The organism is Streptomonospora arabica, from assembly GCF_039531585.1.
Classification (GTDB): domain Bacteria; phylum Actinomycetota; class Actinomycetes; order Streptosporangiales; family Streptosporangiaceae; genus Streptomonospora; species Streptomonospora halophila.
Genome location: NZ_BAAAQI010000005.1, coordinates 305,369 through 321,355, shown reverse-complemented (window position 1 = coordinate 321,355; position 15,987 = coordinate 305,369). Strand labels below are relative to the sequence as shown.

The 15,987-nt window shown below is 74.0% G+C and carries 13 protein-coding genes; 3 read left to right on the top strand and 10 right to left on the bottom strand.

Annotated features, from left to right (window positions below; translation table 11 throughout):
- Positions 1-126 precede the first annotated feature (126 nt).
- On the top strand, positions 127-1,290 hold the full coding sequence (locus ABD284_RS11590) for a DMT family transporter (protein WP_344142798.1): 1,164 nt from the start codon (positions 127-129) through the stop codon (positions 1,288-1,290).
- Here the strand turns inward: ABD284_RS11590 and ABD284_RS11585 are convergent.
- From ABD284_RS11585 to ABD284_RS11565, 5 genes are all read right to left on the bottom strand, one after another.
- Positions 1,257-2,525 (bottom strand): glycosyltransferase, encoded by a 1,269-nt coding sequence (locus tag ABD284_RS11585; RefSeq protein ID WP_344142797.1) that lies wholly within the window; start codon positions 2,523-2,525, stop codon positions 1,257-1,259. The genes ABD284_RS11590 and ABD284_RS11585 overlap by 34 nt on opposite strands.
- Positions 2,526-2,854: 329 nt before the next feature.
- Complete coding sequence (locus tag ABD284_RS11580) at positions 2,855-4,774, bottom strand: trypsin-like peptidase domain-containing protein (protein ID WP_344142796.1); 1,920 nt, start codon at positions 4,772-4,774, stop codon at positions 2,855-2,857.
- A 608-nt stretch (positions 4,775-5,382) separates the two neighbouring features.
- A complete protein-coding gene (locus ABD284_RS11575) occupies positions 5,383-6,276 on the bottom strand; it encodes a sulfurtransferase (protein WP_344142795.1) in 894 nt (297 codons plus the stop codon).
- Positions 6,277-6,318: 42 nt separating this feature from the next.
- Positions 6,319-6,723 carry a hypothetical protein gene (locus ABD284_RS11570; RefSeq protein WP_344142794.1) on the bottom strand — a complete coding sequence of 135 codons (405 nt, stop codon included), beginning with the start codon at positions 6,721-6,723 and terminating at the stop codon, positions 6,319-6,321.
- Complete coding sequence (locus ABD284_RS11565) at positions 6,716-7,081, bottom strand: hypothetical protein (protein ID WP_344142792.1); 366 nt, start codon at positions 7,079-7,081, stop codon at positions 6,716-6,718. The genes ABD284_RS11570 and ABD284_RS11565 overlap by 8 nt, the downstream gene beginning before the upstream one ends.
- A gap of 254 nt (positions 7,082-7,335) precedes the next feature.
- Here ABD284_RS11565 and ABD284_RS11560 point away from each other — a divergent pair, with 254 nt between their 5' ends.
- Positions 7,336-8,157 (top strand): LLM class F420-dependent oxidoreductase, encoded by an 822-nt coding sequence (locus ABD284_RS11560; RefSeq protein WP_344142790.1) that lies wholly within the window; start codon positions 7,336-7,338, stop codon positions 8,155-8,157.
- Positions 8,158-8,206: 49 nt separating this feature from the next.
- On the opposite strand, the gene ABD284_RS11555 is transcribed toward ABD284_RS11560, so the two are convergent.
- The 5 genes from ABD284_RS11555 to ABD284_RS11535 all read right to left on the bottom strand — a co-directional run bounded on the left by ABD284_RS11555 (position 8,207) and on the right by ABD284_RS11535 (position 14,471).
- On the bottom strand, positions 8,207-8,884 hold the full coding sequence (locus ABD284_RS11555) for a hypothetical protein (RefSeq protein ID WP_344142789.1): 678 nt from the start codon (positions 8,882-8,884) through the stop codon (positions 8,207-8,209).
- Between the two features lie 27 nt (positions 8,885-8,911).
- Positions 8,912-9,502: a hypothetical protein gene (locus ABD284_RS11550; RefSeq protein WP_344142787.1), complete on the bottom strand. Its 591-nt coding sequence runs from the start codon at positions 9,500-9,502 to the stop codon at positions 8,912-8,914.
- 177 nt (positions 9,503-9,679) lie between these two features.
- A complete protein-coding gene (gene guaA, locus ABD284_RS11545) occupies positions 9,680-11,266 on the bottom strand; it encodes a glutamine-hydrolyzing GMP synthase (RefSeq protein ID WP_344142786.1) in 1,587 nt (528 codons plus the stop codon).
- Between the two features lie 79 nt (positions 11,267-11,345).
- Positions 11,346-12,425, bottom strand: a complete 1,080-nt coding sequence (locus tag ABD284_RS11540; protein WP_344142785.1) for a PP2C family protein-serine/threonine phosphatase — start codon at positions 12,423-12,425, stop codon at positions 11,346-11,348.
- Positions 12,426-12,890: 465 nt separating this feature from the next.
- Positions 12,891-14,471, bottom strand: coding sequence for a succinic semialdehyde dehydrogenase (locus ABD284_RS11535; protein WP_344142784.1), 1,581 nt, complete (start codon positions 14,469-14,471; stop codon positions 12,891-12,893).
- Between the two features lie 201 nt (positions 14,472-14,672).
- Here ABD284_RS11535 and ABD284_RS11530 point away from each other — a divergent pair, with 201 nt between their 5' ends.
- Positions 14,673-15,977: an FAD-dependent oxidoreductase gene (locus ABD284_RS11530; protein ID WP_344142783.1), complete on the top strand. Its 1,305-nt coding sequence runs from the start codon at positions 14,673-14,675 to the stop codon at positions 15,975-15,977.
- The last annotated feature ends 10 nt before the right edge of the window (positions 15,978-15,987 follow it).

Below are 15,987 nucleotides of genomic sequence, written 5' to 3'. Positions count from 1 at the left end.
CGGCCGCGCACGACATCCCGATCGGAAACGGAGAGAACTCCGACGCCCGCCCGCCGGATGCACCACCGAACGACGTACCGCCGCACCCGCCGAAGCGGGTGAGACGCAAGGAGGGCGCAGCAGCACATGTCGTTGCCAGTGGTCATCGCCATTGCCGGTGCGCTCGCTGTCGCGGCGGGGGCGGCCTTCCAGGAGAGGTCGGTCGTGCGGGCGCCCCGGCTCGGGCAGTTGCGGCTGCTGGCCTTCCTGGTGCGCAGCCGCGGCTGGTGCCTGGGCACCCTGTTGACGGTGGCCGGCGTCGTGGCGCACATGGCCGCTCTCAGCAGCGCGCCCCTCATCATCATCCAGCCGATCGGTGTCAGCGGCCTACTGTTCGCGGTGATGCTCTCCGCGTTCTTCCGCCGCCAGCGGCTGGAGAAAGCCCAGGTCATCGGCTCGCTCGCGGTCACCGCGGCGCTGGCCGGGCTACTGGCCACGCTGCCCGACCACGCCGGCGCGCCGGTGCCCACCCGCGCCGAGACGTTCCTCATGCCCCTGGGCTGCGCCGGAGTGATGCTGGCGTGCCTGGCGGCCGCGCGGTTCACCGGCCCCGTCACGCGGGCCTGGACCCTCGCGCTGGCCGGCGGCGTCGCCTACGGCGCGACATCGGCGTTCGCCCGCGTCATCGGGTCGGCCGCCGTCTCAGACGTGCTGGCGATCGTGCAGCCGCTGAGCCTGGTCGGCCTGGCGATCGGGCTGTCGGGCGCCGTGGTCGTGCAGAACGCCTACCGCAGCGGGCACTTCGCGCTCGCCTACGCGACGCTGCTCATCAGCGACCCGCTCTCGGCCGCGGTCATCGGAGTCGTGTTCTTCGACGAGCGGATCCCGACCGGGCCGGTGGACGGCACGATCGCGGCCGCCGCCGCAGTCCTGCTCGTCGTCGGCGTGGTCACGCTGGCCCGCGCCAGCCGTCCCGCCCCCGCACCGCCCGTGCAGGGCACCGCCCGGCTCGGCAAGGGTGTCACCAGCGAGCAGGTCGGCGGCAGCGCGGCATCCGCCCCCCACGGTAGGGACTCCGAACGGCACGTCTGGTCGCATGATGAGCGGCCGGCCGAGGGGACGCACCGCAGGCGCGACCCGTCTGCGCGCCCCCTCAGGTCCGCCGGCGGGTCCGCGGGCGGCGCGGGGCATCGCCCCGAACTCGGCCGCGGCCCCGGCCCGGGCCGCGGCCCGTCCGCCGAGCGGGGAGTGGGCGGCGGCCGCGCGGATTGGGCTGTTCACCCGGCTCGGCCCGGCGACAGCTCGCGGTAGATCTCCTCGTACCGCGCCAGGGAGGCCTGGTGGTCGTGCCGGGAGGCCATCCGCCGGCTCTCCTCGCCCATCCGGTCGCGCTCCTCGCCGCCCGCGAGGATCTCGCCGGCATACTTGGCCAAATCGCCCGGGTTGCCCGGCGGGTAGAGGTAGCCGTTGCGCCCGGTCTGCACCAGGTGGGGCAGCGCCATCGCGTCGGCGGCCACGACGGGCAGCCCGCTGGCCATGGCCTCCAGCGTCGCGATGCTCTGCAGCTCGGCGGTCCCGGCGATGGTGAACACGTCGGCCGCGTGGTAGACGCCGGGCAGGTCGGTGTCGGGGACGAACCCGAGCAGGTGCACCCGGTCGGCCACGCCGCGCTTCTCCGCCAGCTCCTCCAAATGGGGGCGCTGCGGCCCGGCGCCGGCCACCACGAGCTGGGCGTCGGGCACCGTAACGTGCGGCAGCGCCTCGACCAGGTCGGCGATGTTCTTCTCGGTGTCCAGGCGCCCCACGAACGCGAGCGTCGGCCGGTCGGGCAGGCCCAGCCGCCGCCTGGCCTGCGCGCGTTCGGCAGCGCCGCCGCCGAGCGGCCGGAAGCGGTGCAGGTCGGTGCCGCAGGAGACCGCCTCGACGGTGCGGCCGAAGCCCTTTTCCAGCAGCAGCTGGGCGGCGATGCGCGTGGGGGTGGTGACGTGGTCGGCCCCGGAGGTGACGCGCACGAAGTCGCGCCAGGCGCGGTCGCCGAGTGCCGAGCGCAGCGCCGGCGGGCAGTGCAGGTACGTGAACAGGTTCTCCGGCATGAAGTGGTTGGTGGCCACGACCGGGATGCCGTGCCTCCGGGCCGCGCGCAGCAGCAGGCGGCCGACGATGAAATGGTTCTGGATGTGTACCGCGTCGGGGCGCAGCCGGGCCAGGAGGCGGTCGATGTGCCCGGCGAGGCCCGCGGGCACTGCCAGGCGCACCGTCTCGTGCACCAGCGACGGAGCCGAACGCACCCGGTGCTCGACGACGCCGCCGGTCTCGGCCACGTGCGGCGGTCCGTCCGCTGAGGGGCACAGTACGTGCACGTCGGCGCCGCGGTCGGCGAGCCCGTGCGCCAGGCGCGCGGTGAACAGCGCGGCGCCGTTGACGTCGGGCGGGTAGGTGTCGGAGCCGATGAGCACCCGCAGGCGCGCCGGCGGTCCTCCGGCGCCGTGCGGGGTGCCGCTCTGCGTCCGACGGCGGCCCGGGAGTGCGGAAGGGGCTTCGCCCATTGTCAGGTCTCCAGATCGAGGCGCGGGTGAACGGACCGCACCGTGCTCGCGGGTCGGTTGTCCGGTTCGGCCGTCGGCTCCGCGGTGCCGGCCTGCCGGGACGGCGGGGTCGTCACCGCGGGCGCACGGCCGATCGCCGTACAGTGCCGGGAACGATACCCTCCGCCCCGGCGAACGCGTCGAGCCGGCGACCGGTGTCGCACCCCACACCCCGGTCGCCGGGACCGGCGGCGGCAGGCAGGGGCCCGGCGCGTGCGGTACGCGCCGGGCCCCGTCCCCCTGTTCCCTTCAGGATCCCCGCTCCCGAAGAGGTCTCGCGGTGCGCCGCCTCAGCTGCCGAGGCTGTTGGACGACTGCGCCGAGAGCGTCACGTCGGCCTCGTGCTCCTCGCCGCCGCGGACGTAGCCGATGGTGATCGTGTCGCCCGGCTGGTGGGAGCGGATCGCGGCGATGAGGGCGTTGGGGCCCTCCACCTCCTCGCCGTTGACGTGGGTGATGCGGTCGCCGCGCTTCAGGCCGGCCTCGGCCGCGGCGCCGCCGTCGGTGGTCTCCACGACCGTGGCGCCTTCCTTGTTGCTCTGGGTGATGGTGGCCTCGATGGCGGCGTAGCTCGCCTGGCCGTCCTTGATGAGCTGCTCGGCGATCGGCTTGGCCTGGTTGATCGGGATGGCGAAGCCCAGCCCGATGGAGCCGGCCTGGCCCCCCGTGGAGCTCGTCGAGGCGATCGCGGTGTTGATGCCGATGACCTCGCCGCTCATGTTCATCAGCGGTCCGCCCGAGTTGCCCGGGTTGATGGGCGCATCCGTCTGGATGGCGTTGATGACCGTTGAGGTCTGCAGCTGCTGCTCTCCCTGCTCCGGCTCCTCCGGCAGGCCGAAGGGGTTGTCCGGCTGCTGCTCCTGCCGGCCGGTGGCGCCGGTGTTGACAGGGCGGTCGAGGGAGCTGACCACGCCGCTGGTGACGGTGCCCTGCAGGCCCAGCGGGGAGCCGATCGCGACCACGTTGGCGCCGACCTCGACCTTGTCGGAGTTGCCCAGCTTGGCGGTGGTGAGCCCGCTCTGGTCCTCGGCCTTGATGACGGCGAGGTCGGAGACGGGGTCGGTACCCAGGATGCGGGCCTTCGCCTCGCGGCCGTCGTTGAACGAAACGGTGACCGTGTCGCCCTGGGCCGCGGCGACGACGTGGGCGTTGGTGAGGATCTGGCCGTCGGAGCTGATGACCGCGCCGCTGCCGGCGCCCTGGCCGGCCTGGATGGAGACGACGCTGGGCAGGGCCTTCTCGGCGACGGTGCTGACGTCCCCGGTCGAGACGGAGCCGCCGGAGCCGTCCGTCAGCGCTGACGTGCCTCCCTGGCCCTCGTCGGCGAGGTAGGCGGTGATCGCCGCGGCGGCGGGGCCCACGATCAGGCTGGTGACCAGCGCCGTGACGGCCGCGACCACCACGACGGCGTTCCGCCGCAGAAGACCCGGCCTGCGGGGCTGCTCGCCCGGGTGGCCCTCGCCGTGCGGGGGCGGCGGGTAGCCGCCGGGGCCGCCCGGGTGACCGGGGCCACCGGGGTAGCCGGGACCGCCGGGGTGGCCGCCGGGGTGGCCGCCACCGTAGTGCCAGCCACCGGCGTGGTGCGCGCCGGCGTCCTGGCCGGGGTGGGTGCCGTACGGGACCGACGAGCCGGCCGCCCCGCCCGCGGCACCGGCGGCCGCCCCGGACCAGACCGCGGATTCGGCGGTGCCGGAGTGCTGTCCCGGCTGCGGAACGTGCGGACCGTGGCCGTGCCCGCCCGGATATGAGCCCTGGGCGTTCTGAGCAGGGCCGTGCTGCCGGACGGGATCTGTGGGGGAGGTGGGAGCGGCGTGTTCGCCGGGCTGGGCGGCCTGGGGAGGCTGCGCCTGCTCCCGGGGCCCGGGGTCCGGCGCCGGGGGCGGCGCCTCGGCTCCGGCCGCTTCGTCCGGGGTCGCGCGCGGCGGCCGGTTGGCCACCGCGGACCGCCACGGTCCGGTGGTCTCGGGGCCGCCGTCCTCGGCCCGCGCCGCTACCGCCCCGTCGAGGGCTTCGCCGGGTACGGGCTCGGCACCGCTCCCGGCGCGAGCGGCGGCTTGGGACTGCTGCGCGGTATCGGCGGGCCCGGCCGGGGACGCAGGGTCGGCACCGGACCGGGCGGGGTCCGCGGACACCTCGGGCGGATCGGCCGGATGGCCTTCACCTCCGTGGTCCCCGGTGGGGAAGCCCTTGCTTGGGTCGCTGGCACTCATTTGCTCCTCCGGATGCTCGACCTGTTACCGACAACGATCGGCGGCCGAGGTTAGACAGCGGTGAGACAGAAGAAAAAATGCGTCTCGAAGAGACTCCGTTCGGGCGGTGGTGGGCGACGGGCGGGCAAAACGCGTCTCGACGAGACACCGTTCGAGTGGCGGTGGGCGACGGGCGGGCAAAACGCGTCTCGACGAGACACCGTTCGAGTGGCGGTGGGCGACGGGCGGGCAAAACGCGTCTCGACGAGACACCGTTCGAGTGGCGGTGGGCGCGCGAAGCGCCCTTCGACGCGGTTCCACTCCGACGGCGACGGGCGGCGAGAACGCGCCCTGCAGCAACTCCCTCCAGGTGGCGGAGAGTCTCCGGGCGGCGAACCGCCGCCGCAGGCGGTGCGGCGGTGGCGATCGTGCCGGTACCGCTACCCACCGACCTCGAACAGGCGACATCGGCGTGCCGCACGCCGCGATCGGGACCGGGGCCGCACCATGGACCCAGGGCTTCACCGTCGCCGGGCCCGTGCCGTCCGTGGTGCACGCGTGTGCACCGCACCCTCTTCCGATCAGCCGCGTGGCCGCCCACTGACCCTGGGATCAGGGCCACGCGGTGCTTACGCACCCCCGTCGCACTCCCCCGTCCCCCCGACCCCGCCGGTCTCCCCCGTCTCCGCGGGCAGGGCGGTGTCGGCCCCCCATGCGCTCCAGGAGCCGGGGTAGAGGCGGGCACCGGCGTACCCCGCGTGTTCGAGGGCGAGCAGGTCGTGGCAGGCGGTGACACCCGAGCCGCAGTAGGCGGTGACGGTCTCGGCGCTGTCGGCGCCCAGCGCGCGGAACCGCTCGCGCAGCCGCTCGGGCGGGGCGAAGCGCCCGTCCTCGGTGAGGTTGCCGGCCCAGGCGGCACTGCGCGCGCCGGGGATGTGCCCGGGGCGGGCGTCCACGGGAGCGGGGGCCGCGCCGGTGTAGCGCTCGCGGGCGCGGGCGTCGAGCAGCAGCCGGCGCGGGTCGCCGGCCTCGGCGCGCACGTCGGCGGTGTCCGCGAAGCGGTCGGCGGGCCAGGGCATCGGAGTGCGCTCGCGCCGGACCGGCTCGACTTCGCCCCTCTCCAGCGGGCCGGGCCATGCGTCGATGCCGCCGTCGAGCACGGCCGCGGGCGAGCCGAGCACGCGCAGCAGCCACACCAGCCGCGCCGCGGTGGATCCGCCGCTGTCGTCGTAGGCGACGACCGGGGTGCCGTCGCCGATGCCCAGAGCGGCCATGGAGGCGGCGAAGTCGCCCGGGTCGGGCAGCGGATGGCGGCCGCCGGCCTCGGTCGCCGGCGCGGCGAGGTCGGTGTCGACGTCCGCGAACACCGCACCGGGCAGGTGCCCCTCCAGGTAGGCATTGCGCCCGGACCGGCCGTCGAGGTACCAGCGCACGTCGGCGAAGAGAACCTCGCCGGCGTGCGCGGCGGCCCACTCCGGCGAGACGACGACGGGCAGTGCGGGCGCGTTCTGATCGGTTGCCATGGGTGCAAGCTACCCGGGTGCGGCGGAGGTGGGAGCGGTCTCCTAGGCGGCGCGCGCTCGGCTCACGTGTCGCACCCACAGCAGGCCCAGGACCGGCAGCACGAGGGGGATGAACAGGTAGCCGCTGCCGAAGCGCGACCAGACGGTGTCATCGGGGAACGCGGCCGGGTCGAGCAGGCTGAAGGCGCCCACGACCAGCACGCCGACCAGTTCGACGGTGCACGAGACCGCCGCGACCCGCAGCGACGTCCGCCCTCCGGCCACCAGGCCCACGGTCGCGACGATGTAGACGAGCCCCGCCAGCGCCGAGAGCGCGTAGGCCAGCGGCGCCTCATGGAAGCGGGTGAGGATCTGCACGGCCGCGCGCGAGGTCGCGCCGATGGCGAAGACGGCGTAGACGGCGACGAGGACGCGGCCGGGACCGCTGCGGGCGAGGGAGTCAGACACGTGCGGGGTCCCATAGCTGTTCGAGGCGGACCATCATCACGGGCAGGATGAGGCAGGCGAAGGCGATCACCGCGGGGCCCCACCGGCTCCGCTCGACGAAGCCCCACACCGCGCACGCCGGGGGGATGAGCACGACGGTGGCCAGGTAGCTGACGAAGACCAGGGGCTCGGCGGGCCGCTCGCCCCCCGCCATCAGCACACCGGACACCACGGCCTGGGCGATCAGGGCCAGCCACAGCACGCCCATGGCGACCAGGTGGGGCACGACCATCGGCTGGTCTCGGAAGGTCGAGATCAGGCACCATGCGGCCAGGACCAGCGACGCGACCTGGATGGTGGTGGTCAGCGCTTCGACCACGGGAGTCCTCCACCCGGGTTGGTGCGGCTGCGCCCGGCTCGGTCCGCGCGCCGCCGGGCGCGCCGGCGGACCGGGCGCGATTGTCTACGACAGACTGTAGTACCACCAGCGGCGAGCCGGTAATCGGGAGCGCGGTATGCGCGGACCGGCGCGGGTAGCGGCCTGCCTGCGGGGCGTCGCGGCCCGGCGTAGACTCCAGGCGTTTGCAGGCGCATACATAGGAAGACGCAGAGCTTATGAAGTACGGGATTCTGATGTTCCCTACACATGACGCGATCGATCCGGCCACCCTCGCGCGCGAGGCGGAGGACCGGGGCTTCGAGTCGCTGCTGTTCCCCGAACACAGCCACATCCCGGTCAGCCGCCGGTCCCCCTACCCCGGTGGCGGGGACCTGCCGCGGATGTACCTGCACACCTACGACCCGTTCGTGGCGCTGAGCTACGCCGCCTCGGCCACGACCACGCTGCGTATCGGTACCGGCGTGTGCCTGGTCACCCAGCGCGACCCGGTCCATACCGCCAAAGAGGCCGCCAGCCTGGACTTCCTCTCCGGCGGCCGGTTCCTGTTCGGCGTCGGCGCGGGCTGGAACCGCGAGGAGATGGCCGACCACGGCACCGACGCGCGCACGCGCATGCGGCGCATGGCCGAGAACGTCAAGGCCGTGAAGGAGCTGTGGACGAAGGACGAGGCGGAGTTCCACGGCGAGTTCGTCGACTTCGAGAAGAGCTGGGCCTGGCCCAAGCCCGCCCAGAAGCCGCACCCACCGGTCATCGTCGGCGGCAACGGGCCCACGGTGGAGGAGCGCGTGGTGGACTTCGGCGACGAGTGGATGCCCCAGGGCGTCACGCTCGACACAGCCGCCGAGTTCGGCGAGCGCGTGACCCGGCTGCAGCGGCTCGCGGCCGAGGCCGGTCGCGGCACGATTCCGGTCTCGATGTACTACGCGGTTCCCGACGAGAAGACCGTCGACGCCTACGCCGAGGCCGGCGTGGGCCGGGTGTTCTTCGGCGTGGACTCCGCAGGGCGCGACAGCGTCCTGCCGCAGCTGGACGAGCTGGCCCGGCAGATCCGCTGACCCCGCTCCGGCCCGGGAGCCGGGCGCGGACCGGACACGGGAGGGGTGCTCAGGTCCGCGGGTCTTGCGCGCGAGGCGGGCCCGCGGGCGGCTGACCGGGCTGTTCCCGCGGTCCGGGGTGCCCGGCGGGAGGCTGCTGCGGCCCCGTTCCCGGCTGCTGCCCGCCGGGCGGCGGGGGGCCGTAGGGCTGGGCGTGGCCGGGTGCGTACTGCGCTCCGCCGGGGCCGCCCGGCGCAGGCGGCTGTCCGTAGGGGCCGGGCTGGGCGCCGTGCCGCCCGGCCGCCGGATCGGCCGGACCCCGGCCCGGCCCGGGAACCTGCGCATACTGCCCCGCACCGGGGCTGCCCTGCGGCGGCCACCCCCCGGCGCCCGCGGGGTGCGGCGCCGCCGCACCCCGCTGCGCGGAAGCGCGGCCGCTGCCCGCAAGGGCGATCAGCAGCAGGATCAGAGCGGCGCAGAAGGTGAGGATGCTGACGACGTTGAACACCGTGACCACGAACGTGGGCGCGCCCTGGAACGAGCCGAACTCCATGAAAACGCTGAACGCCAGGCCGACGATCCAGCTCAGGATCAGCAGCCCGCCCCCGGTACGTATCGGCCCGCGCATCGCCGACGCCCGACCGGCCAGAGCCAGCGCGAGTACGCCGACGATGACCAGCGGGAACCGGAGCGCCAGGGAGACGAACGGGTTGGAGATGAGCAATGCCGGGGAATCCAGCGAATCCATTGCGGTGCTCCGTGTCGTCGGCGGGACTCAACCGTTGGTCTGGGGCGGAGGGCCGGGGGGCCGTTGGTGAGAGCTCGGTCCGTGCTCCCAGGGGAGCGGGCCCTGCGGACCCGGCTCGCCTCCGGGGCCGTGCCCGGAGGGGTCTGCCGGCGCCTGGGGGCCGGAGGGATCGGCGTAGGCGTGGCGGCCGGGACCCGGGTGCTCGCCGCCGTGGCCGGGCGGGACCGGACCGTGCGCCGCCGCGGGCGGCGGCGCCGACCAGGCCGGATCGGGCGGCGGCGCGGAAGCGGTCCCGACACGCCGGACCAGCCCGATCAGCAGCAGCAGGAAGCCCGCGGCGAGCAGCAGGTTGAGTGCGTGCCGGACCAGCGAGGGCCACACGTCGATCGGAATGATGGCCGCCTGATACGTCATCACGCCGAGGACCATGTCACCGATCCCGTCGATCAGGATCAGCGCGAGTCCGAAGGCCGGCAGCATGCGGCGCCCTCGGGTCGCCAGCGCGACGGCTATGAATCCCAGGAGCGGGATCACGACGAACGGCGCGTTCCACAGGATCGGCTCCAAGAGGTGCACGGCGGCTTCCCACTGTTCGTCGCGGCGGATGTCGTCGCCCAAACCTAAGGGAGTGCCGAACGGAACACCAACTCATCCGGTGCCTGTGTACGCAGGTGACCGGGTGCGGTCACGGAGCGGGCGGCGGTTCCCGGGTCCGCTCCGCGGAACCGCCGGCGGCCCGGCGGCCCGGATCGCCGGGCGCGCTCCCGGCCGCGCGGGGCGGGGCCACCGGTCCCCTTACTCCCACTCGATGGTGCCGGGCGGCTTGCTGGTGACGTCGAGGGTGACGCGGTTGATCTCGCGGACCTCGTTGGTGATCCGGTTGGAGATGGCCGCCAGCACGTCGTAGGGCAGGCGCGACCAGTCGGCCGTCATCGCGTCCTCGCTGCTGACGGGGCGCAGCACCACGGGGTGGCCGTAGGTCCTGCCGTCGCCCTGCACGCCCACCGAGCGCACGTCGGCCAGCAGCACCACCGGGCACTGCCAGATGTCGCGGTCCAGTCCCGCGCGCGAGAGCTCCTCGCGGGCGACGGCGTCGGCCTCGCGCAGGATCTCCAGGCGCTCGCGGGTGACCTCGCCGATGATGCGGATGCCCAGGCCGGGCCCGGGGAAGGGCTGGCGCCACACCATCTCCGCGGGCAGGCCCAGCTCCTCGCCGACACGGCGGACCTCGTCCTTGAACAGCTCGCGCAGCGGCTCGGTCAGCGAGAACCGCAGGTCATCGGGGAGCCCGCCGACGTTGTGGTGCGACTTGATGTTGGCGGCGCCGGTGCCGCCGCCCGACTCCACGACGTCGGGGTAGAGGGTGCCCTGCACCAGGAACTCGACGTCGTCGCCCTCCTTGCCGCCTTCGGCGACGACCTCGCGGGCGGCCTGCTCGAAGACGCGGATGAACTCCCGGCCGATGATCTTGCGCTTCTCCTCGGGGTCGCTGACCCCCGCCAGCGCGTCGAGGAACCGCTCCTGGGCGTCGACGACCTTCAGCACGGCGCCGGTGGCCTCGACGAAGTCCTTCTCGACCTGCTCGACCTCGCCCTTCCGCAGCAGCCCGTGGTCAACGAAAACGCAGGTCAGCCGGTCGCCGATGGCCCGCTGGACGAGTGCGCCGGCCACCGCGGAGTCGACGCCGCCGCTCAGCCCGCAGATGGCGCGCTTGCCGCCGATCTGGGTGCGGATGCGCTCGACCTGCTCGTCGACGATGTTGACCATCGTCCAGGTGGGCCGGCACCCGGCGCCGTTGTAGAGGAAGTGCCGCAGCACCGCCTGCCCGTGCTCGCTGTGCAGCACCTCGGGGTGGAACTGGACGCCGTAGAGCCCGCGCTCGGGGGCCTCCATGGCGGCGACGGGCGTGCTCTCGGTGCTGCCGGTGGTGCGGAAGCCCTCGGGCGCCTCGGCGACGGAGTCGCCGTGGGACATCCACACCGTCTGCGCGGCGGGCAGGCCGGCGAACAGCACGGTGTCGGTGCCGGCCTGCATGCGGGTGCGGCCGAACTCGCTGCGCCCGGTCCGGGCCACCGTGCCCCCGAGCGCCTGGACCATCGCCTGGTAGCCGTAGCAGATGCCGAGCGTCGGCACACCGGTCTCGAACATCCCCGCGGGCGCCTGGGGCGCGCCGTCGGCGTAGACCGACGAGGGGCCGCCGGAGAGGATGATCGCCTTCGGCCGCTTGGCCAGCATCTCCTCGACCGGCATGGTGGAGGGGACGATCTCGCTGTAGACGTGGCACTCGCGCACCCGCCTCGCGATGAGCTGAGCGTATTGCGCGCCGTAGTCGACGACGAGAACGGTGTCGAACGAGGAGTCGCCGGCGTCGGAAGGGGACACGGAAGAAGCCTTCCCGCAGGTAGGAGTGTGCAGCGCACGGGGATCGGACCGCTTCTCAGTCTAGATCCTCCCCGTGGCCTCAGAACCCGGCCACCAGGACCGCCCGGTCGTCGGCGTGGTCGGTGGGCGCCGACCACGCCATGACCGTGGTGCACACGTCCTTGGGTGTGGGCGCGTCGAACCCGGTGAGCAGCGCGGACAGCCGGCCCAGCCCGGTGTCCAGCGACTCGCGGCGCCGCTCCACCACCCCGTCGGTATAGCAGACCAGCATGTCGCCGGGGTGCACCGCGACGCGGGCGGTGCGGTGCTCGCCGCCCAGCGAGCAGCCCAGCGGCGGGTCGACGACCGACTCCAGCCGCTCGCACTCCCCGCCGCCGCGCAGCAGCATCGGGGGGACGTGTCCCGCGTTGGCGTAGGCGAGCTCGTCGGCGCCCGGGTCGTAGACCGCGTAGCACATGGTGGCCATGTTCTCCGGCAGGTAGGTGTCGACGTAGGCGTCGAGCCGCGCGGTGACCCGGTCGGGGCGCACGCCCTCCTCCAGCGCGGCGGCGCGCAGCACGCTGCGCAGCTGGGACATGACGGTGGCCTCGGGCAGCCCGTGTCCCGCGACGTCGCCGATCACCAGGCCGATGCGGTCGGAGGCGGGGATGGCGAACACGTCGTACCAGTCGCCGCCGACCTCGGCGCCGTAGGCGGTGGGCACGTACTCCGCCGCGACCTCCAGCGGCGCGCCCGCGACGCGGCACGGCAGCAGGCTGCGCTGCAGGCCCAGGGCGATCTCGTGCTCGCGCTCCAGCCGCGCGCGCATGCGGCCCTCCTGGTCGCCGAAGGCGCCCGGGGCATCGGGGGCGTCGCGGTCGAACGCGGGCACCAGGCGGATCTGCACCGCGGGCTCGCCCGCGTCGGCCCAGGCCGCGCGGCTGCCGAACCCGGGACAGCGGCGCGGCCGCCCGTCGGGGTCGACCAGGCACAGCACCCCGGCCATCGGCTCGCCCGACCCGGCCCATCGGCGCAGCGTGTCGCCGGTCCGCTCGGGGCTGTCGGAGCTGAGCCCGTAGAGGTTGGCGCCCGTGTCGGCCTCCGGGCACAGCCGCCGCATGGCGGCGTTCCGGCCGAGGATCTCGCCGGAGAGCCCGACCAGCAGCATCGGCTCGCTCACAGCGCGGGTGATCGAGCCGAACAGCTCACCGGCGAGCACAGCTCACCGCGCCCCGCGTGCCCAGGCGAGGGGTCCGGGTCAGTGCGGTGGGGCGGCGGGCAGGCCGCCGCTTCAGCGACGGGCGGCGGGTAACGCCGCCGCGGCCGTCCCGAATGGTCGAGTCCGCTACTCGCATCGTCCCTCCGTTGGCTTCCGCGGATACCGCCGTCGCCGGTTTCGAGGGTCAGGGGAGAGGCGTACGGCGGCCACGTGAAGCGCAGGTTACGCCCGGGCGGCGCCCGGCGCAGGAGTTTCCCGGTTTTTGCGGGAGCGGAACGGAGTGTGGAAGTTCACTGCGCCCCGGAGGCGTCTCCACGAGACTTCCGCGGGCACGAAACCCGAGGTCAGCGACCTGAAGACGGTCGCGCGCGCCGTCGGTTCGGCCCCGGCCGGAGTCGGCCGGGGCCTGCGGGCGCGGCGGGCCGGTCAGCGGATGCGGAACCGCTTCATCAGCCGCGCACCGGCCGTCATCACCGTGGAGAGTGTCCGGGCGTCCATACCCGGAGGACCGCCCAGGCCGATGTAGTGCTGGCTGGCGACGGTCTGGGACTCGGTGTAGCGCAGCAGCCCCTCGGGGCCGTGCCGGCGGCCCACGCCGGAGCGCTTCATGCCGCCCATGGGTGCGCCGTAGCTGGCCCAGGCGGCGCCGTAGCCCTCGTTGATGTTGACGGTGCCTGCCTCGATGCGCTCGGCCAGGCGGCGCCCGCGCGCGGTGTCGCGGGTCCACACGCTGGCGTTGAGCCCGTAGTCGGTGGAGTTGGCGGCGTCGACGGCCTCGTCCTCGTCAAAGAAGCGGTAGAGGGAGACCACCGGGCCGAATGTCTCGGCGGAGCAGGCGTCCATGGTCGGGGTCACCCCGGCCATGACCGTGGGCTCGTAGAACAGCGGGCCGACGTCGTCGCGGGGGCCGCCGCCGGCGAGGATCTCGGCGCCCTTGGCGCGCGCGTCCTCGACGTGGGCGCTGACGCGGTCGAACTGCCTGCGGTAGGTCAGCGAGCCCATGTCGGCGGAGTAGTCGAAGGCGGCGTTGAGCTCCATGCCGCGCACCGCATCGGCGAAGCGCTCGGCGAACTCGTCGTAGACCGAGTCGTGCACGTAGATGCGCTCCATGGAGATGCACAGCTGGCCGGCGTTGCTGAAACCGGCCCGCTGGAGGCCTTCCACGGTCCAGTCCATGTCGGCGTCGGCGCAGACGACGGCGGGGTTCTTGCCGCCCAGTTCCGCGGAGAAGCCGATGAGGCGGCGCGCGGCGCGCTGGCCGATCTCGGCGCCCACCGCGGAGGAGCCGGTGAAGGAGACGTAGTCGGCGTTGTCGACGAGGGCGTCGCCGATCTCCTCGGGCCTGCCGATCACCGGGATCCACAGGTCCTCGGGCAGGCCGGCCTCGACGGCGGTCTCGATCGCCCACAGCGCGGTCAGCGAGGTCTGGGTGTCGGGCTTGGCGACCACGGCGTTGCCGGCGAGCAGCGCGGGCACGGCGTCGGCGACGGGCAGGGTCAGGGGGTAGTTCCACGGGCTGATGACGGCGACCGCGCCGCGGGGCAGGCGGCGGTGGTGGGTCCGGGTCGCACCGGGCACGGCGCCGGGGATGCGCCGGGTCCGCAGGAGGCGGGGCGCCTGCCGGGCGTAGTGGAGGGTGCCGCCGGCGGCGTCGTAGACCTCCTCGAAGGCGTGTCGGCGGGCCTTGCCGGTCTCCCACTGGATGAGGTCGAGGATCTCGCGCTGGCGGGAGAGGACCAGGTCGTGGAACCGCACGAACGGCTCGGCGCGCTCTCGGGGGGACAGTGCGGCCCAGGACCGCTGCGCCGCGCGGGCGCGCTCGAAGGCGGCGGCGACGTCGGCGGCGGAGGACTCGGGGAGTTCGGCGAGGGGCGCTCCGGTGAAGGGCGCCGCGGTCTGCGTCGTCTTGCCCGACGCGGCGGCCACGCGGCGTGTGAGCCGGGGGACGACGTCCTCCAGCCCCGCCGGCGACGCGGAGCGACCGGAGGTGCTCGTAGCGGTGTCCATGGCGGGAGCGTAATCCACGTCACCGGAATTGACTACCCGCCGGTAACCGATGCGCGGTCCGGTTACGGAACCCGCCTCTGGGGACGATTGCCCCTGCGGTTGCTGGACAGTCCGGCACGGTGCGGCGTTGGATCGCACTCAACGAAGCCGGCTCCCGGGCGCCGCCGAGGACTCCGCGCCGCCCTCTTCCAGGAGGTTGCGATGTCGCACACCGAGAACACCACCGTCGCCGTCGCGGGAGGCGGCCCGGCGGGAATCATGCTCGGCCTGCTGCTGGCGCGGGCCGGCGTGGACGTCACCGTGCTCGAAAAGCACGGCGACTTCCTGCGCGACTTCCGCGGCGACACCGTCCACCCCTCCACGCTCCAAATCCTCGACGAACTGGGCCTCGCCGATCGGCTGGCGGAGCGGCCGCACCGCAAGGTCGAGACGCTGACGGTCGGGCGCGGCGACGACCCGATCGTCCAGGCCGACCTGCACGACCTTCCGGGGCGGTTCCCCTACATCGCGATGATGCCGCAGTGGGACTTCCTCGACATGCTCACCGACCACGCGCGCACCTACCCCGGGTTCCGGCTGCTGATGAACGCCGAGGCCGCCGGCGTCGTCGAGCAGGACAGCGCGGTCCGCGGCATCCGCTACCGGCGGCGGAGCGACGGCGACGCGCCGTCGCAGGCCGGAGACGAGGAGCACGAGCTCCGGGCGGTGCTGAGCATCGCGGCCGACGGGCGCGACTCCGGACTGCGGGACGCCGCCGGCATGGTCCCCGCCGAACTGGGCGCACCGATGGACGTGCTGTGGCTGCGGGTGCCCCGCAAGCCCGACGACCCCAGCGGCATGAACGGCAACCTGGGCCAGGGCGCGATGGCCGTGGGGATCGACCGCGGGCACTACTGGCAGGTCGCGTTCGTCATCCCCAAGGGCGGCTACGAGGCCACCCGCAGCCAGCCGATCGAGGCCTTCCAGGAGCAGCTGCTGGGGCTGCTGCCGTTCCTCGGCGAGAACGTGCGCGACGTCGACGACTGGTCGAAGGTGGCCTTTCTGAACGTGACGCAGGACCGCCTGGAGCGCTGGTACCGCCCGGGGCTGCTGGCCCTCGGGGACGCGGCGCACGCCATGACGCCCGTGGGCGGTGTCGGCATCAACCTGGCGGTCCAGGACGCCGTGGCAACGGCCAACCTCCTCGCCCGCCCGCTGCTGGAGGCTCAGAGCGACCCCGACCGGTTCGCCAAGACGCTCAACCCCGAGCTGCTGGCCCGCGTGCAGCGCCGCCGCCGGATGCCCACCGTCGGCACCCAGGCGTTCCAGCAGCTGCTGCAGCGCCAGGTCATCAGCAAGGCGCTGGACACAGACACCGACCTGCCGCCCCTGCTCCGGGTGATCGGGGGCACCGGCCCCTGGTCGAAGGTGGTCGCCCGCGTGATGATGATGGGCCTGCGCCCCGAGCACGTCCGCAGCCCCGCTGTGGCCACTCCCGTGCGCGACGGGGAGGAGCCGACCGCGTAGCCCGGCGCGG